Genomic DNA, 21,599 nt, shown 5'->3' on the forward strand with positions numbered 1-21,599 from the left:
GCAACAGCAGATGCTCCCATGGGGCACCAGAAGAGCATCTACTGCTACACAGTTTCTTGGGCCCAGGCGTGTGGCGCGGGGCGGCGGGAGCCGGGCAGCGCATTGGCCTCGCGCCACTCGTGGATCCACGGTGGCAGCTCCAGCCCCGCCGGCGGCTGGCCGATCTCGGCAAAGATGTCCTCGTTGCCGACCGGGCCACCGTTGGCCACCAACCGCGAGGCGATGTAGGCGCGGGCATAGATTTCGCCGTCGGCCACCATGCGCTGCTCAAAGTACATCGCCTTCTCATCGAAGCCCAGGATCCTGGACTCGATGGTGTACCGCTGGCCCAGCTTCAGCGACTTCCGGAAGGCAATGGTCTCCGCGCTCACCACCGGATTCCAGCCCCTGCGCCGCGCCGCCTTCCACGCCCCGGAGCGCACCAGGAGGTCAAAGCGTCCGATGTCCATCAGGGAGAAATACATGCCGTTGTTGATATGCATGTTGATGTCCACATCGGTGAAAAGTACGCGCATCGGCATGGACGAGGTGTCCCAGATGCTCAGCCGGGGCTGGCGGCTGGACAGCAAGAGATGCAGCAGGGTGCGCAGGAGAAGGTGCATACCATCATGTTACCCAGCAGTAACTTTCGAGCGGAAGAGCCTCTTTCGCCCCGCACGCAGCGGTAGGCTCGCCGACCGATGGCCCGGGCTGCCGACTAGCGGGCTCCTGTGTATCGCCAGCTATCGTCAGCGTTCCCCAAGTAGGTCCCCGACGGTGCGACTAGCGATGGACGTGTCGCCGGTTCAAATGCATCGCTCAAACGAGTAGCAAGGCGGATGATTTGCGCACAGCGGCTTCCACTCAGCCAGCCATGTCCTAGTTTCGATTCCTGAGTCATCTCGTGCACCAGCTTGCGCCACTGAAGATAGGAATCACGTGACTCGGATTGGTGAATCGTCTCACGGTGCAACAAGTACTCAGCCCAGACAATCGCTAGGTCCGCCGTTCCTTCGAGCCGTCGACCACCTGCCCCTGGATCATTTATGCGAACCAGGGCCTGCCAAAAGCTGAGCTGGCACTGGTACTGAGCCGATGAATCTTGACCGTGGAACGACACGGTGAACGAGATTTCCACCTTGAGGTCTGCAGGGACTGCCGTGGTGAGAACGGATGCCTCGGCCAAGAACGCTTCGACAAGGACCGCCGTGCGGTAACGTATCGCTGCCAAAGAGCGATCGTCGATAATAATCCCGTTGCACAAGCGAGAGGTCCTCCGCACTCCAGGCAGGTTGCTTCTGTGAGTTTTACTTGTTGTCTTCATTTCTTCGCTTCCTGTTTGTATATGGATTGGTGGGAGGGCCCGGCCGCTGCAACACGGTGCGAGCGCGGTGCTAGCGCGATGACAAAGTCTTTTGCAGCGCCTTGCACCGCATGAGGTTCCTTCGGCTCACACCCTTTGGGCTGCGGTAGCGGATGCCGTCTTGATCCACGCCGCTCCATTCGGATTCATGGGCCGCGGTCAATACGGCCATTACGTGGTTGCCCAGTTTTTGGCCGAAAAGGATTTCCACATCCGCGGGGGTCCAGCACTCGGCGTCGAAGCCGATGGTCAACCAACCGTCGTGGAAGACCAGGGCTGAAACCTCGCCTGGGGCCAGGCAAAGACTGTCGACGGCCACCCGGCGGAGTGCCAACAGGTGTTTAGTATCGATTCCCCCCAACACAGTTGCTGTGCCTGGATCGCTCGTGATGAGCATCGGGTACACGGCGAATTCCAGAATCCGGTGGCCCAAATCGTCATCACTATCGGGGAAGACGTTGAGCTCAAAAATGGAGTCAAGGTGGGTGCGGTCATTGGACTGTGGATTGGCGGTCATGATGGATCCATTTCTGTATGCGGTGATATTTGGGCAACAAAAAAGACCGTTCCCCGGGATGGGGAACGATCTTTCATGTGATGCAAGTTTGGGGCCAGCGGCGGCTTCGGGCTGTCTGGCTGCTCTTAGGATGCGTCAGCGCCGTCACACTTTCAAGCGAACGCCGTGAACGTGCTCCGATTCATCCGCGGTGTGCGGCGACTCCGTAACAAAGTCAAGTCCACCGTCGCTGAACCGCAATGCATCCGCAGTGTGTAGCAATCGTGTGACTAATGCAAGTCGCAGGGTTATCCATGCCCTTCCTGCGCGCGTTGCCATCAACTGGCCACCCAGTAGGCTCGGGGCATGGCCCACGACCACACCTCCGATGCCCCCGCCAATGCCCCCGCCAGTGACGCCGGCGCCCCCGCGAGCGACGATTTCACCAGCCGCTCGCACATCCTCCCCTCCGGCCTGCGCTACACCAGCACGGCCGGCCGGCTGGTGCTGCGCCAGGAGGAGGCCAAGGACGGCAAGAGCAAGGGGTTCAAGCCCAAGGCGGAGATCTTTCTGGTCAGCTACGTCAAGGAGGACGACGACGGCGCCGCGGAGGCCGCCGCACCCCGGCCGGTGGTGTTTGCCTTCAACGGCGGGCCTGGCTCCTCCAGCGTCTGGCTGCACATGGGCCTGCTGGGCCCGCGCCGCGTGGACAGCGGCGACGTCGGCGCGCTCACCCCGGCCCCGTTTGCCGTCGTCGACAATCCGCAGACCATCCTGGAGCACGCGGACCTGGTGCTGATCGACCCGGTCAACACCGGCTTCTCCCGCGTGGTGGACGGCGGCAAGGCGGACGAGTTCCACGCCTTCATCGAGGACCGGGACCTGGTGGCGGAGGTGATCCGGCTCTGGACCACGCGCAACCACCGCTGGCTCAGCCCCAAGTACCTGGTGGGCGAGTCCTATGGAACCCTGCGCGCGGTGGCGGTGGCCGGGCGGCTTTTCGACGCCTACGGGATGGCGGTCAACGGACTGGGCCTGATCTCCACCGTGCTGAACCTGTCCACGCTGGACTTCCAGCCCGGCAGCGACACCCCCTATGCCCTGCACATCCCCACCTACGCCGCCATTGCGCACTTCCACGGCCGCCACCCGGGCCGCGGGCTGGAGGAGGTGGTGCGCGAGGCGGAGGAGTTTGCCGCCCGCGACTTCGGCTACGCGCTCAGCCAGGGCACGCGGCTCACCGCGGAGGAGCTCGACGGCGTCGTGCGCCGGCTCAGCGAACTCACCACGCTGGGGGAGGATTTCATCCGGCGCTCCAACCTGCGCTGGGACTACTCCGAATTCTCCGCGGAACTGCTCCGTGCCGAGGGCCTGACCGTGGGCCGGATCGACGGCCGCTTCACCCAGCGCCACCTGCGCGGCCAGGCCTCCGTCAACTGGGACGACCCCTCGATGGCCGCCATCACCGGCCCGTACTCGTCGGCGATCAACCACTACGTGCGCGCCGAGCTGGGCTACGAGAACGATCTTCCCTACGAGATCCTCACGGCCCGGGTGCAGCCGTGGAGCTACAAGACCTTTGAGGGCGCGCCCGTGGACGTCACGGGGGATCTGGAGCGGCTGCTGAACTACAACCGAAACCTGCGGGTGCACGTGGACTACGGATACCACGACGGCGCCCCGCCCCACTTCGCGGCGGAGTACGTCTGGGCGCACCTGAACATCTCCGACAACGCCCGGGCCCGCTTCAGCCACCACTACCACCAGGCCGGGCACATGATGTACCTCAAGGACCAGTGCCGGGAGGACCAGCTGGCCGCCCTGGCGGCGTTCGTCACCGGCTAAGGAAGTAGACCAGCACGCCCAGGGCCCAGGTGCCGGCCGCCAGCGAGGCGAAGCCGAACTCCGCCAGGATCCCCAGCCCGGTGGCCTTCAGGGCCGCGCCGCTGGAGGCCAGGGCGGGCTTGAACCCGCGCTGGCGCTCCCATTCGCTCAGGAAGAGTCCGACGGCGAACCCCAGCAGGAGCCCCACCACCGGAACCACGAAGAACCCCACGATGCCCAGCACCAGGCCGGCGATGATGGAGCGGGACGGGATTTGCCGCGCCTTCATGGTCCGCCCGGTCAGCACGGCGCTGGAGAGCATCCCGGCCACCACCAGGGCGGCACCGATGCCGAAGACGATCCAACCCACCGGCTGGGCCACCACCAGCGCCCAGACCAGCAGGGCCAGCCCGATGAGCACGCTGCCCGGCAGCACCGGAACGATGACGCCGGTGGCGCCCACGGCGATCATCAACCCGCAAATGATGGTCCAGATGACGTGTGCATCCATGGCGCTATGTGCGGGCGGGCTGTGCGGCCAGCGCGCCGAGGTCCACGAACACGGCGCGGTTCAGCTCAAAGGATTCGGCGGCGCAGGCCAGGATGGCGTCCCGCTGGTCGAGGCTGAAATCGGTGCTGTCCAGGCGGTTCCGGTACTCGTCCTTGTACGGCCTGGTCTTCTCGATCTGCTCAAAGCGGTAGAAATTGAGCCCCTCGGCGGGGATGCCGTAGTGCCGCTGGACCAGGGCGGAGATGATCTGGCCGCCGGAGAGGTCACCCATGTAGCGGACGTAGTGGTGCGCCAGCAGGAACTCGATGGACTCGCGCCCCATCGTGGCGAGGGCCTCGGCGTAGGCAGCGGTGGCAGGCACGACGGCGATCCGCCCGTCGGCCAGCTGCGCCTCCCAGTCCGGTCCGTAGTGGAAGGCCAGGTCCCGCTCCAGCGCCGGCACGCGGTCCAGCCGGGAGTCGATGAAACCTCCCAGCTGTGGATGGCCGGCGTGGGCGGCAAGGGCGCCCTCCAGGGCGCGGTAGATGAGCAGGCTCTGGGCCAGCAGGCTGGCCAAGGCCGCGGCGTCGAGCCTGCCGACCATCAGCTCGGCCACAAAGGGAGCCTCCTCCGCCCGGGCGTGGGCGGAGGCCGTGTGGGACTTCAGTTCTTCGGACAGCAAAGCGCTCATCGTGACACTCCAGAATAGGATAGGTTTCCCTTACCTAATCAACTTTGCTGACACCATGTCAAGCTTTTGTCGACAATGTGTCACCGAAACCTCAATCCACGCCCTTGATCTTCACCACGAACACCGCACCGAGCAGCCCAATCACGGCCGCCACCACGTACAGCGTCACGTAGCCGCCCAGCAGGTAGACCAGCGGGAAGGCCACCAGCGGCGCAATCACCTGCGGCAGCGAATTGGCCACGTTGATCACGCCCAAATCCTTGCCCCGGCTGGCGGCGGAGGGCAGCACCTGGGTCAGCAGGGCAAAGTCCACGGCCAGGTAGGCGCCGTAACCCACGCCCAGCACCGCGGCGCCGGTAAGCGCACCCGCCCAGGTGGGGAAGAACGCCAGGATCAGCGCGGCCAGGGCAATGATGGCCGAGGAGCCGATCACAAACGGCTTCCGCTTTCCCACCCGGTCCGTCCAGCGCCCGCCGATCACGGCGGTAATAAGGGTCAGAACGGCGTAGACGCCCGTCAGGTAGAAGACCCCCACCTCCGGAGCGGCAAACCCCACGGCATCGCGCAGGAAGAACAGCAGGTACAGCGTCACCAGGTGGTTGCCCACATTGACCAGGAAGCGCGTCAACCAGGCCCAGCCAAAGTCCGGGTATTTCCGCGGGGAGATCCAGAACCCGGTGAAGAAGTTCCGCCAGGAAAAGGCCGGGCGCAGTGCCGGGTCCAGCCGCTGGTCCTCGCCCACAAACAGGTACGGCACAATCCCCAGGACCAGCACCGCGGCGCAGAGCCAGTAGCCCACCACAAAGTCCAGACCCACGGCCGCGGCGATGCCGGCGCCCACCAGGATGCCCAGCACCGTGCCCATGGAGGCCATGCCGCCCACCGTGCCGCGCTGGCGGATGGGCACGCGGTCCGGCACGGCGGCGGTGACCGCGGCGAGCGCGCCGTTGCAGCCGAGCTGGACCAGGCACCAGAGCGCCGCCATGGCCGCCACGGTGGGGGCGCCGGCCAGCCCCAGCAGGCCGATGACGCCCAGGATGGCCCCGATCAGCACCCAGGGGATGCGCCGGCCAAAGCGGGAGGTGGTCCGGTCGGAGAAGGTGCCGAACAGCGGATTGGCCACCAGCGACACGGCCGCGCCACAGCCGGTGACCAGCGCCAGGATGGCCTCCTTGTTCGCCTCGTCCAGGGCGATGGCCTGCTGGCCCAGCAGCACCTGGATGGGGCCAAAGAACGCGGCGTTGATGCCCACGTTGACCAGGACCACGGAGGTGGTCCAGCGGACCCGGACGTTAACTTGGGGCTCGTCCAGCGCCGTCGTGCCCGGCACGAGGTCTCCCCTGCCGGCGCTTGCCGAATGTGCTTCCAAAGCCACGATTCCCCCTTGGTTCGTGCACCGCCAGCGGCGCCCAGAACGCCAGAATATCCGCACCCGGCGGGATCCGACCCCGGTGCCGGCAAATGTGTCCCGTCGGGGCGCCAACCGGGGCTGCAGCGCGTAGCCTAGGGACTGCCGATCCGCGATACCATTCCCGCCCCTTGGAGCCCTGCCATGTCCAACAAGACCAGCGCCGCCCGCCGTCCACCCCAGCCGCGGGCCGGGGCCGATGGCGCCCCGTTCACCCACCGCCAGATCATGACAGTCCTGGTGGGCCTGCTGCTGGGCATGTTCCTGGCCTCGCTGGACCAGACCATCGTCTCCAGCTCCATCTACACCATTGCCAACGACCTCAACGGGCTGTCGCTGCAGGCCTGGGCCACCACGGCCTATCTTGTGACATCCACCGTCAGCACCCCGCTGTACGGCAAACTCTCGGACATCTTTGGCCGGCGCCCGCTGTACCTCACCGCCATCAGTATCTTCTTGGCCGGCTCCATCTACGCCGGCAGCGTGCACAGCATGGGCGAACTGGCGGTGGCCCGCGGCATCCAGGGCCTGGGCGCCGGCGGCCTGATGGCCCTGGGCCTGGCGATCATCGGCGACATCGTGCCCCTGCGCGACCGCGGCAAGTACCAGGGCTACTTCATGTCCGTCTTTGGCGTCAGCTCGGTGCTGGGCCCGGTGGTGGGCGGCTTCTTCGCCGGCACCAGCTCGATCCTGGGCATCAATGGCTGGCGCTGGGTGTTCCTGGTGAACATTCCCATTGCCCTCGTGGCCCTGGTGGTGGTGTGGATCTTCCTGCACCTCCCCGCCAAGCACGTGTCGCAGAAGATCGACTACTTTGGCGCCGCCGCCGTGACGTTGGCCCTGGTGCCGCTGCTGATCGTGGCCGAGCAGGGCCGGATCTGGGGCTGGACGGCCGGCGGTTCCCTCCTTTGCTACGGGCTGGGCGCCGCGGGCATCGTGCTGTTCATCGTGGCGGAACGGCTGGCCGGCGACGCCGCGCTGATTCCGCTGCGCTTCTTTCGGATCCCCGCCTTCGGCTTCTCCGCGCTGCTGAACTTCATCATCGGCATCGGCATGTTTGGCGCCATCGCGATGATCCCGATGTACCTGCAGCTGGTGAAGGGCCTGACCCCCACGGAGGCCGGCCTGCTGATGATCACGTTCACTGTGGGCATCCTGATCGGCTCCATCTCCAGCGGCCAGACCATCTCCCGCACGGGCACCTACCGGATCTTCCCCATCCTGGGCACGCTGGTCCTGGCCGCGTCATCGCTGGCCATGGGGCTGGCGCTGGGCGTGGACACTCCGCTGCTGGTGCCCGGGTGCGTCACGGTGGCCTTCGGCCTGGGCCTGGGCTTCTGCATGCAGCCGCTCACGCTGTCCATGCAAATGTCCGTCCCGCCCAAGGACATGGGCGTGGGAACCTCGACGGCGGCGTTCTTCCGCTCCATGGGCGGCACGGTGGGCACCGCCGTGTTCATTTCGATGCTGTTTGCCAATGCCTCGGACAGGATCGGCACGGGCATGGCCGCCGCGGCGAAGGACCCGGCCTTCCTCGCGGCCATGAAGGATCCGGCGGTGCAGAAGGATCCGGCCAATGCCAAGCTTTTCGATTTCTTCAAGAACGGCGCCGGCCAGGACTCGCTCAACGACACCAGCTGGCTGCACCATGCCAACGCGACCCTCACCCGGCCCATCCGGGCGGGCTTCGCGGACTCCATCGACATCGTGATGCTCACCGCGGCGGGGCTGGTGGCCGTGGCCTTCCTGATCAGTTTCCTGCTGCCCAAGGGCAAGCTGGTGGACTCCCGGCAGGCTCCGGCCCTGCCGGAATAGGACTGCCGGAATAGCACCTAGCCCTGCTGCGCCCTGACCGCTTCGATGATCTTCAGTGCTGCCACGGAGTCCGCAGGATCCACCGGCACCGGGCCGCCGTCGCGCAGGGCGGCGGCCAGCAGTGCATAGAACTCGGCAAAATTGCCGGGCTCCGTGGGCACCTTCTCCAGCGCGCCGTCGCGGCCCAGCACACCCCAATTGGCCTCGGGATCCACGCCATAGTCCGGATCCCCCGGCAGGATGCCGGCCAGGATCTGCGCCTCCTGCTGGTCCGGAACCACCTTGGTGTAGGCCGCCTCGGAGCCCAGCACCCGGTAGCGCGGGCCCAGCTGCGGTGTGGACAGGTTCATCCACAGGTGCGAGCGCACGCCGCTCTCATGCTCGAGGGCCACGAAGACGTCGTCGTCGGCCTTCTCCTGCGGCCGGCGTGCGTCCAGCTCGCCGTAGACACGGCGCACCGGCCCAAACAGCTGCAGGGCCTGGTCGATCAGGTGGGTGCCGAGGTCGTAGAGGATCCCGCCGCCGTCGGCCGCCGTGGCCTCGGCCTTCCAGACTTTGGCGATCTGCGGGGACCAGCGCTCCAGGCGCGATTCAAAGCGCCGCACCTCCCCCAGCGCACCCTCGGCGATGAGCTTCTTCAGTGTCAGGTACTCGCCGTCCCAGCGCCGGTTTTGGTAGGTGGTCAGCAGCTGTCCGGCCGCGGCCGCCTTGGCAATCAGCGCCTCGCCCTCGGCCGACGTAACGGTGAACGGCTTGTCGACGACGACGGCGGCACCGGCGTCGAGCGCGGCCTCCGCCAGCGCCACATGGGTGGCCGGCGGGGTCGCCACCACCACCAGGTCCAGCTCCCGGCCCCACAATTCCGCGGCGCTGGCCAGCACTTCGGCCCCCGGATGGGCGGCCCGGGCCTGGGCCTGCCGGTCCGGGTCGGAGGTGACAAGGAAGTCCAGCGAAAAGCGCGGATCGGCGGCGATGGCGGGGGCGTGGAAGACGCTGCCGGCCAGGCCGAAGCCCACGACGGCGGTGCGGATGGGGGCGGTCATGGCCACCACCCTACCGGCGGGCCCGGCGGCCTGCAGTTGTATGTCGGACGGTGTCCGCCGGGCCGGACGGGCGCAGTGCCGCAGGCCCGGTACCGTGGAGCCAACGGAATGAATCCCGCCGCACTGGGTGCGGCCGGCTGAAGTGGAGAGTGTTGGCATGACGCTGGTTGAACCGCAGGTCACCGATTCCCTGCCCCCTGCGGAGCGGGAGGCCCTGGCGCGCGCTCTGGAGGGCAGCCACGACGTCACGTTCTTCGTGGACGGCACGGCGCACCGGCTCGGCGCCGGCGCGCGCGGCGCCGTCGTCGACCTTTTGGCGAGGCTGTCCCGCGGCGAGGCCGTCACGGTGGGCAGCATCGAGGAGCTGCTGACCACCTCGCAGGCGGCCGCGCTGGCCGGAATCAGCCACACGTTCCTGCGGAACATGACGGACCGCGGCGAGATCCCCGTGCAGTACCGCGGCTCGCACCGGCGCATCCGCCGGCAGGACGTGCTGGCCTGGCTGGCGGGGCAGAAGAATGTGCCGGGCGCGCAGGCGGAGGCGACGCCGGAAGGCTGACCCGACCGCAGTGCGGCCAGCGGGTGTCCGGCGGCAAGCGCACCTGGCGCCTGGCGTCAGGCGTCCGTGCCGGCCCCGGTTTCCGCCCCGGCAGCCCGGGCTTCCAGCCACGGGAAGAAATTCGCCGCATACAGCCGGTGGCCCTCCGCAGCGGGGCTGCCAGCCGCGGCCGGGGAATCGGCCAGGGCCGACATGGCGCGGGCCGCCTCCTCGTAGCGGCCCATCAGGGCCAGCAGCACGGGCCTGGTCCGGTTCTGGGTCTCGGGGCTGCCGATCCGCTGGTTGATGGCCCGCAGCAGGGCCTCCCTGGAGGAGTGGCCGAGCAGGAACGGCAGGCCGTGGCCGCGGACGGCGTCCACCATGGCCGCGGCGTTGGCCTCGGCGGCCGGAAAGCCGCCCAGCGGCCACGTGGTGAATTTCTGTTCCGGCATCAGGTACCCCAGCGATGCCGCCACGGGCGGTGCCTTGTAGGGGTGCGGCCGGACGCCCGTGAGCTGCGCGACGATCCGGGCGGCCTCCTGGTGGCGGATCCCCAGCACGGGGTGGGTGTCCCACACCCCCTCCGCCGATCGGCTGGGCTCGGCGTTGAGGTCGGCAATGCCCAGGATGTCCGGTGCAAGCTCCATGGTGAAGACCAGGCCCGCCCTTTTCCGGAACCCGAGCGCCAGCATCCGGTCCTTCACGAGCGGTGTCAGAATCGCGTTTCGGCCCATGGGGAGAATCTACCGCGCCATCCCCTCGGGCCGCCGCTCAGAGCCGCGGCCGCGTTGCCCAGCGCGCCGCCTTCAGCGCCAGGTGCAGTTCCAGCCGCACCCGCCCGGAGAGCGGATCGGCGCCGGTCAGCGCGCGGATCTTGCCGAGTCGGTTGTAGACGCTCGAGCGGTGCAGGTGCAGCCGCTCGGCGACATCCGCGACGGCGCCGTCGTTGTCGTAGAGCAGCTCCAGCACCGGCAGCAGCAGCCCGGTCTTGCCATGGACCCGGTCGTGCTCGCGGAGCAGGCGGTAGAAGACGCTGCCGGGCGGTTCCGCACCCAGCCCCGAAAGCAGTTGGTAGACGCCGGCCGCGCGCACATCCACCAGCTGCCCCAGTGCCGGGTCCACGGCCGAGGCCTGCGCCGCCACGCGCGACTGCCGGTAGGCATCGGCCAGGTGGCGGAAGGCGCCGAAGGGCTCGCTGATGCCCATGATGACCGACGACGGCGGCAGCCCGGTGCGCTTGGCCAGCTCGTCGTGGAAGCGGCCGAGCACCGTTTCATGGCTGGCCCGGCCGGTCGAGGAGCGGAAGAGCAGCACGGCGTGGGTGCTCGCGCCGGCGCTGAACAGGGCATCGTCGACGCCGATGGTCGCCTGCAGGCCGGCGCTGCGCTGGACCAGCGTGGCCGCCAGCGGGTCGCGGTGCGCATCCAGCGGAGCGGCGGCACCGGGCAGGGCGCCGGGGGCCGCCAGCACCGTCACCACCTGCCAGGGGCCGCGCTGGTAGACCTCGGGCCATTCGGACACGGCGCCCAGCGCGGCCTTGTCCGCGGTGCAGGCGGCCAGGAACAGCTGCTCCCGGGCGCGGCGGTGCTCGGATTCGGCGGTGTTGGAGTCCAGCAGCAGGGCCGCCAGCAGGTCCAGCTCGTCCCGGACGCCGGGCAGCTGGGCCAGGATCGCCGTCGCACTCACCTCATCCTCGTCCTGCTGCACCCAGAGGTAGCCCACCCGGAAGCCGCGCACCAGCAGGGGCACGCAGACGCGGCCCAGCATGCCCAGCTCCTCGTTCGCGGGGATGACCACCGGGCGCACCGCGGCGGCGATGCCGTGCGAGAGCTGCCAGGCGCCGACGTCGGCCGGGACCCGCTTGCTGAGCAGGAAGTTCACGCGCACGCGGTCCGCATGGGACTGGTTGGAACTGTAGGCCAGCAGCACGCCGTCGAGGTCCTCCAGGGACAGTCCGCGGCCCAGCCGGAGGGCCACGCGTTCGACAACGTCCTCAACCTCTTCGTTGCGCATGCTTAAAGACTACGGGGCGCCTCCGGACAGCAGGCGACACTTGACCCGGCCGGGCTCGACATTTGTCGACCATCGCGGCACAAAAACCCCGGAATGGCATGGATCGCACCGGCACCGCTCTCCGCCTTCGTGTCTGGTGGGTCACAGCCCGTCCTAATCTGGAAAAACCAAAAACGCAATAAAGCCGGGAGGCCTCCGCCCCCGCCACCAGCAGGAAGAATGCCATGATCATCGGTGTCCCCAAGGAAATCAAGAACAACGAATTCCGCGTTGCCATGACCGCCTCCGGCGTCCACGAGTTCACCTCCCGCGGCCACACCGTGCTGGTCGAACGCGGCGCCGGGCTCGGCTCGTCCATCTCCGACGACGAATACGCCGCCGCCGGCGCCGAACTCGTCGACACCGCCGCGGAGGCCTGGAACCGGGCCGGCATGGTGGTCAAGGTCAAGGAACCCATCGCCTCCGAATACGGGTATTTCCGCAAGGACCTGGTCCTGTTCACCTACCTGCACCTGGCCGCCGAGCCCGCACTCACCGCCGCCCTGATCGATTCCGGCATCACCGCGATCGCCTACGAAACCGTCCAGGAGGGCCGGGCGCTGCCGCTGCTGGCCCCGATGTCCGAGGTCGCCGGGCGCCTGTCGGTGCAGGTCGGCGCGCAGTGCCTCACCGCCCCGGCCGGAGGCCCGGGAATCTTGTTGGGGGGAGTCCCGGGCGTCCGCCCGGCCAAGGTCGTCGTCCTCGGTGCCGGGGTGGCCGGCACCAACGCCGCCGCGATGGCGCTGGGCGCCGGGGCGGACGTGACCATCCTGGACATCAACATCAACCGGCTGCGCGAACTCGACGCCATCTACCAGGGCCGGCTCAAGACGGTCGCCTCGAACGCCTTCGAGATCGAACGCTCCGTGGTCGAGGCGGACCTGGTGATCGGTTCCGTGCTGATCCCCGGGGCGAAGGCGCCCAAGCTGGTCACCAACGCCCTGGTGGCGAAGATGAAGCCCGGCTCGGTGCTGGTGGACATCGCCGTGGACCAGGGCGGCTGCTTCGAGGACACGCACCCGACCACGCACGAGAACCCCACGTTCAAGGTCCACAACTCGCTGTTCTACTGCGTGGCCAACATGCCCGGCGCGGTGCCCAACACCTCCACCTACGCGCTGACCAACGTCACCCTGCGCTACGCCGTCGCCCTGGCCGAGAAGGGCGTCAAGTCCGCCCTGGCCGCCGACCCGGCGCTGGCCGCCGGCCTGAACGTCGCCGCCGGCCAGGTCACGCACCACTCCGTCTCCACCGCGCACAACCTGCCGCTGGCCCAAGACTGGGCCGCGCTGGTCTAAGCACCCACCCGCGCCCCTCGCGAGCCGTCATTTGTGGGCAGTGTTGCACCCCAACACTGCCCACAAATGACGGCTCGCGAGGGGTTTAAGGGGTCTCGGGGAGGAGTGCGTCCACCAGGAAGTCCCAGTGCGCGGTGATCCGCTCCGCCGGCATGCCCAGACCGCGCAGCTGCCGGGCCAGCGCCGGCGGCTCGATCGTGGCGAGCAGCGTATAGGCCACCAGATCGGCGTCGCCCGCCAGTCCGCCGCGGCGCAGCAGCATTGATACGTGCTGGCGCAGCACGTTGAAGGCCGGCACCTCGTAGGGGTTTGCATTGCCGGTGAAGGCCGCCAGCTGGAGGTCGCCGACGGCGGCAAAACGGTCGACGGCGGCCCGGCCGAAGGCCTTCAGCCTCGCCGCGGGCGCGGCCCCCGGGCCCAGCGGCGGCGGGCCGGAGAGGAACGCGCGCTGGAATTCGGCCTCGGAATGGGTCAGCAGCGACAGCATCAGCCCGGAGCGGCTGCCAAAGTGCCGGAAGACCGTTCCCTTGCCCACTCCGGCCGCTGCGGCCAGACCGTCCATGGTGAGGGCTGAGGCGCCGTCGCGGGCGATGATGCCCACCGCGGCGGCCAGCAGCAGTTCCCTGTTCCGCAGGGCATCCCCGCGCAGCCCGGCGGGGTCCGACGGGCCGCCCAAGGGAATGAGACGCAGATCACTCAAAAGAATTTCCCCCTCGCGGAATAGAAAGCGGACTGCGGTCCGTTTAGACCAATGAGCTGTTCGACGAGCCTATCAACGTCCAGCGCATCCATGACGGCTACACAAAGGAATCCCCTGTGACCACCACGAACGTTTTGACCCTCGTTGGCAGCCTCCGCACCGGCTCCACCAATGCCCAGCTCGCCCAGACCGCCGCAAGCCTGGCCCCGGCCGGCGTCGACGTCACCATCTACGAAGGCCTGGCCGACGTCCCCTTCTACAACGAGGACATCGACGTTGAGGGCTCCGTCCCCGCCGCAGCCGCCAAGCTGCGCGAGGCCGCCAATGCCGCCGATTCCTTCCTGGTGGTCTCCCCCGAGCACAACGGCACCATGCCCGCCGTGCTCAAGAACGCCATTGACTGGCTGTCCCGCCCGTACGGTGCAGGCGCCGTCGCCGGCAAGCCCGCCGCCGTGATCGGCACCGCCTTTGGCCAGTTCGGTGGCGTGTGGGCGCACGACGACGCCCGCAAGTCCTTGGCCATCGCCGGCGCCAAGGTGGTTGAGGACGCCAAGCTGTCCGTGGCCAACTCCGTGGTCCGCTTCGCCGAGACCCACCCGACCGACGACGCCGAGGTTGCCGGCCAGGTGGCAGAGGTCATGGCGACCCTGGCTGCCGCCAGCACCGCAGCCGCCTAGGCTCCACCCGCAGCAGCACAGAGGGGGTCCGCCGGAATGGCGGACCCCCTCTGTGCTTAACCGCGGCATCCATGCCGTTCACCAACGCGTACCCGCGTTGCAATTGGGCCGCACTTTGCACGCACCCCTCCCCCGGTCCGTACGGCAGGCCTATGCTCAAGCCACCATTCGCACTGCTCCGCGCCACTGGCGGAGGTGCCATGGCAGGGGGAAATTGGAGGGGTCCCGTGAACAGATTCAGCATCGCCGCCCTGGCAGCCGCGGCGGCGGCAGCCCTCGCCCTGGCCGCCTGCACGGGCACTTCTCCCAGTCCGGCCCCGAGCACCAACTCCAGCTCCAGCAGCGCACCCGCCCCCTCGGCCACCTCCGGAGGCACCACCGGTCCCGGCACAACCAGCCCCACCCAGCAGCCGACGTCGGGCACCCCCACCACTGCCCCCTTGACCCTGTACTTCATCGCCCTCAACGACAACGGCGCCTCCGGCCCCAAGGTGGGCTGCGGCGACAGCGCCGTTGGCACCTCCTCCGGGCCGGTGACGTTCACCGATCCCGTGGCGGGCGCCATGACCGAACTGCTCTCCCTCCACGACCCGCAGCTGGGCCAATCCGGACTGGACAACACGCTGTGGCAATCGAGCCTGGTGCTGGACTCCGTCACCCGCTCCGGCGGCACCGTGACGGTGGCCCTGAGCGGTGATTTTGTCCAAGGCGGCGAATGCGACACGCCCCGGATCATCGCCCAATTGACCTTGACGGCCCAGGCTGCCGCGGGCAGCGCCACCGTGGACATCACCTACAAGGGTGTGCCCCTGAAGGATGCCCTGAGCCTGAAGTAGCCCGGGCGGGAAGGCGGCCAGAAAAAACTTTTGATGCCTATTTGGCAACCGGGCGCTATCCTGAATCGGTGACTACCAGTGCATCCCGCGCCAATGACGCCGCAGAACAGCTTTCCGAAGAGACCGTTGACGCACTGGCCCGCGCCACCGCCCGAACCCACCCGCACGAGGCCCTGTTCTCGGAGCGGGCGGCCAACATCAAACAGTCGGCCGTCAGGGACGTCTTCGAGATTTCCATGCAGCCCGGCCTCGTGTCGCTGGCCGGCGGCAACCCATACCTGCAGTCCCTGCCACTGGAGCGCCTGGGCCAGACCGCCGCGGCCATCATTGCCGAGCATGGCATGGAGGCGCTGCAGTACGGCGGCGGGCAGGGCACCTTGGAGCTGCGCCGCCAGATCTGCGAGGTCATGGCCGCCGAGGGCATCACCGACGCCGATCCGGAGAATGTGGTCATCACCGCCGGCTCGCAATCGGCGCAGGACGTCGCCGCGAAGGTCTTCTGCAACCCGGGCGATGTGGTGCTGATCGAGGACCCCACCTATGTGGGCGCGCTGAACACCTTCGAGGCCTACCAGGTGGATGTCCAGCCGGTGGCCGTGGACGGCGACGGACTGGTACCGGCCGCCCTGCGCGAGCGGATTGCCGAGCTGGCGGCAGCGGGCAAGTCCATCAAGCTGCTCTACACCATCCCCAACTTCAACAACCCCTCCGGCGTCACGCTGGCCCCGTCCCGCCGCCAGGAGATCGTGGACATATGCCGCGAGGCGAATATTCTGGTGCTGGAGGACAACCCCTACGGCCTGCTGAAGTTTGACGGCCAACTGGCGGCCCCGCTGCGCGCCAACAACCCTGACGATGTACTGTATCTGGGTTCGTTCTCCAAGATCTTCGCCCCGGGTCTGCGGATCGGCTGGGCGCTGGTGCCGGCGCACCTGAAGCAGCGCTTCTACCTGGCCAGCGAGGCCGTCACCTTGTGCCCGCCGTCGTTCAACCAGATGCTGGTCAGCGCCTACCTGCGCGGCTACGACTGGCAGGGCCAGATCCAGACCTACCGCGAGCTCTACCGGAGCCGCTGCGAGGCCATGCTGGACGCCCTGGCCGAGTTCATGCCCGACGGCGTCGGCTGGACGACGCCCACCGGCGGCTTCTTCGTCTGGCTCACCCTGCCCGAGGGCGTGGACACCTATCCGCTGCTCTACCAGGGCATCGACGCCGGTGTGGTGTTCGTTCCGGGCGCCGCATTCACCTCGGCCGCGGGCCCCAGCAACAAGCTGCGCCTGGCCTTCAGCGCCGCCACCGCCGAGAACATCCGCGAGGGGGTCAAGCGCCTGGCCCCCGTACTCAAGGCAGCGATTGGCTGAGGCTCAGCGCGTTGCCCGCAGAGGCATGAGCCCCCACAAGCGGCCAGAGCCGGGTTTTGTGTAGGCACGCCTCGCCGACCAAACCCGGCGCCGGCCGCGGCAGGTGCGGACCTACTCGAGCAGGAGTGCGGGCTCCTCCATGATGGCGGCGACGTCGGCCATGAAGCGGGCCGACAGGTCCCCATCCACCACGCGGTGGTCGAAGGAGCCGCCCAGCGTGGTGATCCAGCGCGGAATGACCTCACCGTCCAGCACCCAGGGCTTCTGCTTGATGGTGCCGAACGCGACGATCGCCACCTCGCCCGGGTTGATGATGGGCGTGCCCGTGTCGATGCCCAGGGCGCCGATGTTGGTGATGGTCAGCGAGCCGCCCTGCATCTCCGCCGGCTGCGTCTTGCCCGCCCGCGCACGCATGGCCAGATCGTTCAGCGCGATCGCCAGCTCCTTCAGGGAGAGGTCCTGCGCGTCCTTGATGTTGGGCACCATGAGCCCGCGCGGGGTGGCTGCGGCGATGCCCAGGTTCATGAAGTGCTTGACGATGATCTCGTCGCCCGTCCAGGTCGCATTAACCGAGGGATTCCGCGCGGCGGCCCAGATGACCGCCTTGGCCAGGATCAGCAGCGGCGAGACCTTGATGCCCTCGAAATCGCGGCTGACCTTCAGCCGCTTGACGAATTCCATGGTGCGCGAGGCATCCACGTCCACAAAGATGGACACATGCGGGGCGGAGAACGCGCTCTCGACCATGGCCTTGGCGGTGGCCTTGCGCACGCCCTTGACCTTGATCCGCTCGATCCGCTGCTCCTGCGCGGGGGAGCCGGCCGGGGCCTGCTGCCAGAACGTGCCGGCGGCGGCCTGTTCGTTGGCGCGCTGCTCCTGGTAGCTGAGCAGGTCCTTCTTGGTCACCTCGCCGCGCTGCCCGGTGGGCGAGACGTCGGCCAGATTGATGCCCAGGTCCTTGGCGGCCTTGCGGACCGGCGGCTTGGCCAGCACGCGGGCACGCGCCTCATCCTCCGCCGTCGCAGCGGCAACGGCCGGGGCGGCCGGGGCCGGCGCCACGGGTGCGACGACGGCAGGGGCCGCAGGCGCTGCGGATGCGGCGCCGCGGCGCGGGCGGCGGTGGACGGCGTCGGCCATCGGGCCCGAGCCCACCAGCGGCTTGGTTCCGGCGTCGGCCTCGGAGGGCCGGACCTTGGCGTCCAGGGCGTGCGGGTGCAGGTCAGCCCCAGCGGGAACGCGCTGTTGCGGCACGGCCGCGGCGGCCGGGAGCTCGGAGCCGATGCTGATGATGGGCGTGCCCACCGGAACGGTCTCGCCTTCCTCCACCAGCAGCTGGGCCACCAGCCCGGCGTACGGGGACGGCAGCTCCACAATGGACTTGGCGGTCTCGATCTCCACCAGGACGTCATTGATGGCGACGACGTCGCCCAGCTTGACCTTCCACGAGACGATTTCCGCCTCGGTCAGGCCTTCGCCAACATCGGGCAGTTTGAAGGTGTTCAGCGTGGTCATTGCGCGCCTCCCTAGTAGGCCAGGGCGCGGTCGAGCGCCTCAAGAATGCGGTCGATGTCGGGCAGGTAGTGCTCCTCGACGCGGGCCACCGGATAGGGCATGTGGAAGCCGCCCACGCGGATCACCGGAGCCTCAAGGGCGTAGAAGCTGCGTTCGCTGATGCGGGCCGCGATTTCGCCGCCAATGCCGCCGAAGGTGGGTGCCTCGTGGGCCACCACCAGGCGGCCGGTCTTCTCCACCGATGCCGTGACGGTGTCAAAGTCGATTGGCGAGATGGAACGCAGGTCGATGACCTCCACGCTGTGGCCGTCCTCGGCCGCGGCATTGGCGGCGGCCAGGGCCACCGGCACCAGCGGGCCGTAGGCCACCACCGTGGCATCGGTGCCCTCGCGGACCACCTGGGCCTTGAACGGATCCATCGGGGTGGCCTCGGTGTCCACCTCGCCCTTGAGCCAGTAGCGGCGCTTGGGCTCGAACACGATCACCGGGTCCGGGCACTCGACGGCCTGCTGGATCATCCAGTAGGCGTCGTGGGCGTTCGACGGCGTGATGATGCGCAGTCCGGGCGTGTGCGCAAAGAGCGCCTCCGGTGATTCGGAGTGGTGCTCGATGGAGCCGATGCCGCCGCCGTACGGGATGCGGATGACCACGGGGGCGCTGAGCATGCCGTTGCTGCGGGTGCGGATCTTGGCCAGCTGCGTGGTGATCTGGTTGAAGCCGGGGAAGACGAAGCCGTCGAACTGGATCTCGCAGATGGGCTGGTGCCCGCGCAGGGCCATGCCGATGGCGGTGCCGATGATGCCCGACTCGGCCAGCGGCGTGTCCATGACGCGGTCCGCGCCGAATTCCTTCTTCAGCCCCTCGGTGACCCGGTAGACGCCGCCGAGGGAGCCGATGTCCTCGCCCATCAGGAAGCTCTTGGGGTTCTTCGCCAAGGTGGCGCGCAGGCCCTCGTTGATGGCCTTGGCAATGGTCATGGTGGTCATGCGGCACCGCCTTCGTTCTGGGCACCCTCGACGGAATCCGCGTCGAGGAAGGATGCCTGGTACTTCTCAAACCACGCCAATTCCTCGGCCACCAGCGCGTGCGGGGCTCCGTAGACATTGGCAAACTTGTCCCGGATGTCCGGGTTCTCCATGGTCAGCACGGCCTTGCGGACGTAGCTGGCCAGCTCGTCTCCCTCGGCGGCGACGGTCGCAAAGAACGCGTCGTCGGCCAGGCCGGCGGAGCGCAGGTAGGCCTCATAGCGGGCCACCGGGTCCTTGGCGCGCCAGATTTCCTCTTCGGCGGCCATCCGGTACTTGGTGGGGTCATCGGCGGTGGTGTGGGCGCCCAGCCGGTAGGTGGAGGCCTCGATCAGCACCGGCCCCTTGCCGGAGCGCGCGTGCTCCAAGGCCCAGGAGGTGACGGCGTGCACGGCCAGGATGTCGTTGCCGTCCACCCGGATGCCGGGGAAGCCGTAGCCGCTGGCCCGGTTGACCAGGGGGACGCGCGACTGCACCTCGAAGGGAACGGAAATGGCCCAGTAGTTGTTCTGGCAGAAGAACACCACCGGCGCTTGGTAGGACGCGGCGAAAACCATCGCCTCGTGGACATCGCCCTCGGAGCTGGCGCCGTCGCCGAAGTAGGCAACAACCGCGCCCGGCTCGGTGGAAGGGTCCGCCTTGATGTCGCGCTGGATGCCCATGGCATAGCCGACGGCGTGCAGCGTCTGCGCGGCCAGCACCAGCGTGTAGAGGTGGAAATTGGTCTCGCGCGGATCCCAGCCGCCGTTGGAGACGCCGCGGAAGAGCTTGAGCAGATCCGCCAGGTCCAGCCCGCGGGTCAGTGCGACGGCGTGCTCGCGGTAGGTGGGGAAGAGGTAGTCGGCCTTCTTGCTGGCACGTCCGGAGCCCACCTGGGCACCTTCCTGTCCGGTGAGCGGAACCCACAGGGCCAGCTCGCCCTGGCGCTGGAGCGCCGTGGCCTCGGCGTCGAAGCGGCGGGCCACGGCCATGTCGCGGTAGAAACCGCGCAGCGCCTCGGCGTCCAGTGCCTCGATGTAGGGGCTGAAGGCCGGGTCGTGGTGCAACTGGCCCTGCTCATCCAGGAGCTGGACCATGTCCGCCTGGTCAACGCTGCTGGATGCCAGCGCCGCGGAGCTGTCCGCCGCCCGTGGCGCGGGAAGGACCGCGTCCTGGGGTTCGTCGAACTCGGTGGTGGGTAGTTCAGCAGCGCTCATACCGTCTCCTCGTCTGCCGCATCTGCACAACAGCACATGGGTCTGATATATGCGCCGCACGGAATGCATTCCATCTGGCGCATATATTTATCGTTTCGATTTACCACTGTATCGGGCCTTGGACCCATTGGCCGCCTGTGAACCGCTAGGAACCCGCGGGCTCTTTTGTATAGGAGGCACAGAGCTCCAGGAAACGGGTGTTGGCCTCAGGTTCGCCAATGGTGACCCGCACGCCGTCGCCGTCGAAGGCCCGCACGGACAGGGCCCGCGCCTGGGCCAGCCCCGCGAATCCGGCGCTGCGGCCCCCCAGCGGAAGCCAGACAAAGTTCCCCTGGGCCTCGGGAATGTCCCAGCCCAGCCCGGCCAGCCCCCGCACCACGCGCCCGCGCTCGTCCACAATGCTTTGTGCTCTTTCTACAACCTGGCCAAAATGGGCCAGCGAGGCCACCGCCGCATGCTGGGCCACGGTGGAGACGGCAAAGGGCGTGGCGGCGGCACGCAGGTAGGGGGTGACCTGCGGATGGGAGATGGAATAGCCCACGCGCAGCCCCGCCAGCCCGTGGGCCTTGGAGAACGTGCGCAGCAGCACCACGTTCGGGTGCCTGTGGTACAGGCCCAAGCCGTCGGCGGCCGCGGGGTCGCGGACAAACTCCAGATAGGCCTCGTCCAGCACCACGAGCACCTGCGCCGGGAGGCCGGCCAGAAAGGCCTCGGTCTCGGCCATTTTCAAGACCGGTCCCGTGGGATTGTTGGGCGTGCACAGCAGCACCACCCTGGTCCGGGGCGTGACGGCGGCGGCCATGGCCGCCAGGTCGTGGGTGCCGTCCGGGCGCAGCGGCACCTGGATCCCGCATGCCCCGGCCAGTCCCACACTGATCGGGTAGGCCTCAAACGACCGCCAGGCATAGACCACCTCGTCCTGGCTGCCGTCCGCGTTCTGGCCCGCGAAGGCCGCCAGGACCTGGTTCAGGGCGCCCAGGCTGCCGGCGCCGGCGACGACGTCGTCCGCCGGGACGCCCAGGAATCCTCCGACGGCCTCGCGCAGCACGGTGGCCAAGCTGTCCGGGTACCTGTTGATGTCCCGCTGGCCGGCGATGGCCGCCAAGACCTCTGGCAGCGGATCCAACGCATTTTCATTGGAGGAGAGCTTGTAGCTCCGCAACCCGGGGATCTCCACGGGCGGCTTGCCCGCCACATAGCGCGGGAGCCGCGCCACCACGGGCCGCGGCCCAATGCCAGGGGTGTCCGATGGGGTCCCGGTGCTCATGCCCCCAGCCTAGACCTGCCCGGCGGGG

The 21,599-nt window shown here is 68.2% G+C and carries 20 protein-coding genes; 7 read left to right on the forward strand and 13 right to left on the reverse strand.

Going from position 1 to position 21,599, the window contains the following annotated elements; translation table 11 throughout:
- Positions 1-44 precede the first annotated feature (44 nt).
- The gene (locus tag ACQCSX_RS13170; RefSeq protein ID WP_427015758.1) at positions 45-602 is read right to left on the reverse strand and encodes an acyl-CoA thioesterase; all 558 of its coding nucleotides are present in this window, start codon (positions 600-602) and stop codon (positions 45-47) included.
- 771 nt (positions 603-1,373) lie between these two features.
- The gene (locus ACQCSX_RS13175; RefSeq protein ID WP_427015759.1) at positions 1,374-1,859 is read right to left on the reverse strand and encodes a hypothetical protein; all 486 of its coding nucleotides are present in this window, start codon (positions 1,857-1,859) and stop codon (positions 1,374-1,376) included.
- A gap of 345 nt (positions 1,860-2,204) precedes the next feature.
- Here ACQCSX_RS13175 and ACQCSX_RS13180 point away from each other — a divergent pair, with 345 nt between their 5' ends.
- On the forward strand, positions 2,205-3,683 hold the full coding sequence (locus ACQCSX_RS13180) for a S10 family peptidase (protein ID WP_427015760.1): 1,479 nt from the start codon (positions 2,205-2,207) through the stop codon (positions 3,681-3,683).
- Here ACQCSX_RS13180 and ACQCSX_RS13185 read toward each other — a convergent pair.
- From ACQCSX_RS13185 to ACQCSX_RS13195, 3 genes are all read right to left on the reverse strand, one after another.
- Entirely contained in the window at positions 3,673-4,173 is a 501-nt protein-coding gene (locus ACQCSX_RS13185) for a DUF456 domain-containing protein (RefSeq protein WP_427015761.1), read from the reverse strand. The genes ACQCSX_RS13180 and ACQCSX_RS13185 overlap by 11 nt on opposite strands.
- A 4-nt stretch (positions 4,174-4,177) precedes the next feature.
- On the reverse strand, positions 4,178-4,843 hold the full coding sequence (locus ACQCSX_RS13190; RefSeq protein ID WP_427015762.1) for a heme oxygenase (biliverdin-producing): 666 nt from the start codon (positions 4,841-4,843) through the stop codon (positions 4,178-4,180).
- A 91-nt stretch (positions 4,844-4,934) separates the two neighbouring features.
- Positions 4,935-6,218: an MFS transporter gene (locus ACQCSX_RS13195; protein WP_427015763.1), complete on the reverse strand. Its 1,284-nt coding sequence runs from the start codon at positions 6,216-6,218 to the stop codon at positions 4,935-4,937.
- Positions 6,219-6,395: 177 nt separating this feature from the next.
- Between ACQCSX_RS13195 and ACQCSX_RS13200 the strand changes: the two genes are divergently transcribed.
- Positions 6,396-8,066, forward strand: coding sequence for an MDR family MFS transporter (locus ACQCSX_RS13200; RefSeq protein ID WP_427015764.1), 1,671 nt, complete (start codon positions 6,396-6,398; stop codon positions 8,064-8,066).
- 17 nt (positions 8,067-8,083) lie between these two features.
- Here the strand turns inward: ACQCSX_RS13200 and ACQCSX_RS13205 are convergent, their stop codons facing one another.
- Positions 8,084-9,109, reverse strand: a complete 1,026-nt coding sequence (locus tag ACQCSX_RS13205) for a Gfo/Idh/MocA family protein (protein ID WP_427015765.1) — start codon at positions 9,107-9,109, stop codon at positions 8,084-8,086.
- A gap of 157 nt (positions 9,110-9,266) precedes the next feature.
- On the opposite strand from ACQCSX_RS13205, the gene ACQCSX_RS13210 reads away from it, so the two are divergent.
- Positions 9,267-9,668 (forward strand): helix-turn-helix domain-containing protein, encoded by a 402-nt coding sequence (locus ACQCSX_RS13210; protein ID WP_427015766.1) that lies wholly within the window; start codon positions 9,267-9,269, stop codon positions 9,666-9,668.
- 56 nt (positions 9,669-9,724) lie between these two features.
- On the opposite strand, the gene ACQCSX_RS13215 is transcribed toward ACQCSX_RS13210, so the two are convergent.
- Both ACQCSX_RS13215 and ACQCSX_RS13220 read right to left on the reverse strand, forming a co-directional pair.
- Complete coding sequence (locus ACQCSX_RS13215; protein WP_427015767.1) at positions 9,725-10,381, reverse strand: hypothetical protein; 657 nt, start codon at positions 10,379-10,381, stop codon at positions 9,725-9,727.
- A 37-nt stretch (positions 10,382-10,418) separates the two neighbouring features.
- The gene (locus ACQCSX_RS13220) at positions 10,419-11,660 is read right to left on the reverse strand and encodes a PucR family transcriptional regulator (RefSeq protein WP_427015768.1); all 1,242 of its coding nucleotides are present in this window, start codon (positions 11,658-11,660) and stop codon (positions 10,419-10,421) included.
- Positions 11,661-11,884: 224 nt separating this feature from the next.
- Here ACQCSX_RS13220 and ald point away from each other — a divergent pair, with 224 nt between their 5' ends.
- A complete protein-coding gene (gene ald, locus ACQCSX_RS13225) occupies positions 11,885-12,997 on the forward strand; it encodes an alanine dehydrogenase (RefSeq protein ID WP_427015769.1) in 1,113 nt (370 codons plus the stop codon).
- An 85-nt stretch (positions 12,998-13,082) separates the two neighbouring features.
- Here ald and ACQCSX_RS13230 read toward each other — a convergent pair whose 3' ends face one another.
- Positions 13,083-13,697 carry a TetR/AcrR family transcriptional regulator gene (locus ACQCSX_RS13230; RefSeq protein ID WP_427015770.1) on the reverse strand — a complete coding sequence of 205 codons (615 nt, stop codon included), beginning with the start codon at positions 13,695-13,697 and terminating at the stop codon, positions 13,083-13,085.
- A gap of 116 nt (positions 13,698-13,813) precedes the next feature.
- Between ACQCSX_RS13230 and ACQCSX_RS13235 the strand changes: the two genes are divergently transcribed.
- The 3 genes from ACQCSX_RS13235 to ACQCSX_RS13245 all read left to right on the forward strand — a co-directional run bounded on the left by ACQCSX_RS13235 (position 13,814) and on the right by ACQCSX_RS13245 (position 16,571).
- Entirely contained in the window at positions 13,814-14,374 is a 561-nt protein-coding gene (locus tag ACQCSX_RS13235; protein ID WP_427015771.1) for an NAD(P)H-dependent oxidoreductase, read from the forward strand.
- Between the two features lie 227 nt (positions 14,375-14,601).
- On the forward strand, positions 14,602-15,210 hold the full coding sequence (locus ACQCSX_RS13240) for a GerMN domain-containing protein (protein ID WP_427015772.1): 609 nt from the start codon (positions 14,602-14,604) through the stop codon (positions 15,208-15,210).
- Between the two features lie 68 nt (positions 15,211-15,278).
- The gene (locus ACQCSX_RS13245) at positions 15,279-16,571 is read left to right on the forward strand and encodes a PLP-dependent aminotransferase family protein (protein ID WP_427015773.1); all 1,293 of its coding nucleotides are present in this window, start codon (positions 15,279-15,281) and stop codon (positions 16,569-16,571) included.
- A gap of 111 nt (positions 16,572-16,682) precedes the next feature.
- Here ACQCSX_RS13245 and ACQCSX_RS13250 read toward each other — a convergent pair whose 3' ends face one another.
- The 4 genes from ACQCSX_RS13250 to ACQCSX_RS13265 form a co-directional block, all read right to left on the reverse strand.
- Positions 16,683-18,083, reverse strand: coding sequence for a dihydrolipoamide acetyltransferase family protein (locus tag ACQCSX_RS13250; RefSeq protein WP_427015774.1), 1,401 nt, complete (start codon positions 18,081-18,083; stop codon positions 16,683-16,685).
- An 11-nt stretch (positions 18,084-18,094) separates the two neighbouring features.
- Positions 18,095-19,069 carry an alpha-ketoacid dehydrogenase subunit beta gene (locus ACQCSX_RS13255; RefSeq protein WP_427015775.1) on the reverse strand — a complete coding sequence of 325 codons (975 nt, stop codon included), beginning with the start codon at positions 19,067-19,069 and terminating at the stop codon, positions 18,095-18,097.
- Positions 19,066-20,304: a pyruvate dehydrogenase (acetyl-transferring) E1 component subunit alpha gene (pdhA, locus tag ACQCSX_RS13260; RefSeq protein WP_427015776.1), complete on the reverse strand. Its 1,239-nt coding sequence runs from the start codon at positions 20,302-20,304 to the stop codon at positions 19,066-19,068. Before pdhA ends, ACQCSX_RS13255 begins: the two co-directional genes overlap by 4 nt.
- Before the next feature lie 145 nt (positions 20,305-20,449).
- Positions 20,450-21,571, reverse strand: a complete 1,122-nt coding sequence (locus ACQCSX_RS13265) for a histidinol-phosphate transaminase (RefSeq protein ID WP_427015777.1) — start codon at positions 21,569-21,571, stop codon at positions 20,450-20,452.
- Between the last annotated feature and the right edge of the window lie 28 nt (positions 21,572-21,599).

It is taken from the genome of Pseudarthrobacter sp. P1 (genome assembly GCF_050156935.1).
Lineage (GTDB): Bacteria > Actinomycetota > Actinomycetes > Actinomycetales > Micrococcaceae > Specibacter.

What these genes read in the sequence shown, in the direction of transcription:
- ACQCSX_RS13215 (WP_427015767.1), bottom strand. Translation starts at nt 10,381, where the DNA reads ATGGGCCGAAACGCGATTCTGACACCGCTCGTGAAGGACCGGATGCTG.
- ACQCSX_RS13185 (WP_427015761.1), bottom strand. Translation starts at nt 4,173, where the DNA reads ATGGATGCACACGTCATCTGGACCATCATTTGCGGGTTGATGATCGCC.
- ACQCSX_RS13250 (WP_427015774.1), bottom strand. Translation starts at nt 18,083, where the DNA reads ATGACCACGCTGAACACCTTCAAACTGCCCGATGTTGGCGAAGGCCTG.
- ald (WP_427015769.1), top strand. Translation starts at nt 11,885, where the DNA reads ATGATCATCGGTGTCCCCAAGGAAATCAAGAACAACGAATTCCGCGTT.
- ACQCSX_RS13210 (WP_427015766.1), top strand. Translation starts at nt 9,267, where the DNA reads ATGACGCTGGTTGAACCGCAGGTCACCGATTCCCTGCCCCCTGCGGAG.
- ACQCSX_RS13175 (WP_427015759.1), bottom strand. Translation starts at nt 1,859, where the DNA reads ATGACCGCCAATCCACAGTCCAATGACCGCACCCACCTTGACTCCATT.
- ACQCSX_RS13255 (WP_427015775.1), bottom strand. Translation starts at nt 19,069, where the DNA reads ATGACCACCATGACCATTGCCAAGGCCATCAACGAGGGCCTGCGCGCC.
- ACQCSX_RS13180 (WP_427015760.1), top strand. Translation starts at nt 2,205, where the DNA reads ATGGCCCACGACCACACCTCCGATGCCCCCGCCAATGCCCCCGCCAGT.
- ACQCSX_RS13205 (WP_427015765.1), bottom strand. Translation starts at nt 9,109, where the DNA reads ATGACCGCCCCCATCCGCACCGCCGTCGTGGGCTTCGGCCTGGCCGGC.
- ACQCSX_RS13200 (WP_427015764.1), top strand. Translation starts at nt 6,396, where the DNA reads ATGTCCAACAAGACCAGCGCCGCCCGCCGTCCACCCCAGCCGCGGGCC.
- ACQCSX_RS13265 (WP_427015777.1), bottom strand. Translation starts at nt 21,571, where the DNA reads ATGAGCACCGGGACCCCATCGGACACCCCTGGCATTGGGCCGCGGCCC.
- pdhA (WP_427015776.1), bottom strand. Translation starts at nt 20,304, where the DNA reads ATGAGCGCTGCTGAACTACCCACCACCGAGTTCGACGAACCCCAGGAC.
- ACQCSX_RS13220 (WP_427015768.1), bottom strand. Translation starts at nt 11,660, where the DNA reads ATGCGCAACGAAGAGGTTGAGGACGTTGTCGAACGCGTGGCCCTCCGG.
- ACQCSX_RS13190 (WP_427015762.1), bottom strand. Translation starts at nt 4,843, where the DNA reads ATGAGCGCTTTGCTGTCCGAAGAACTGAAGTCCCACACGGCCTCCGCC.
- ACQCSX_RS13170 (WP_427015758.1), bottom strand. Translation starts at nt 602, where the DNA reads ATGCACCTTCTCCTGCGCACCCTGCTGCATCTCTTGCTGTCCAGCCGC.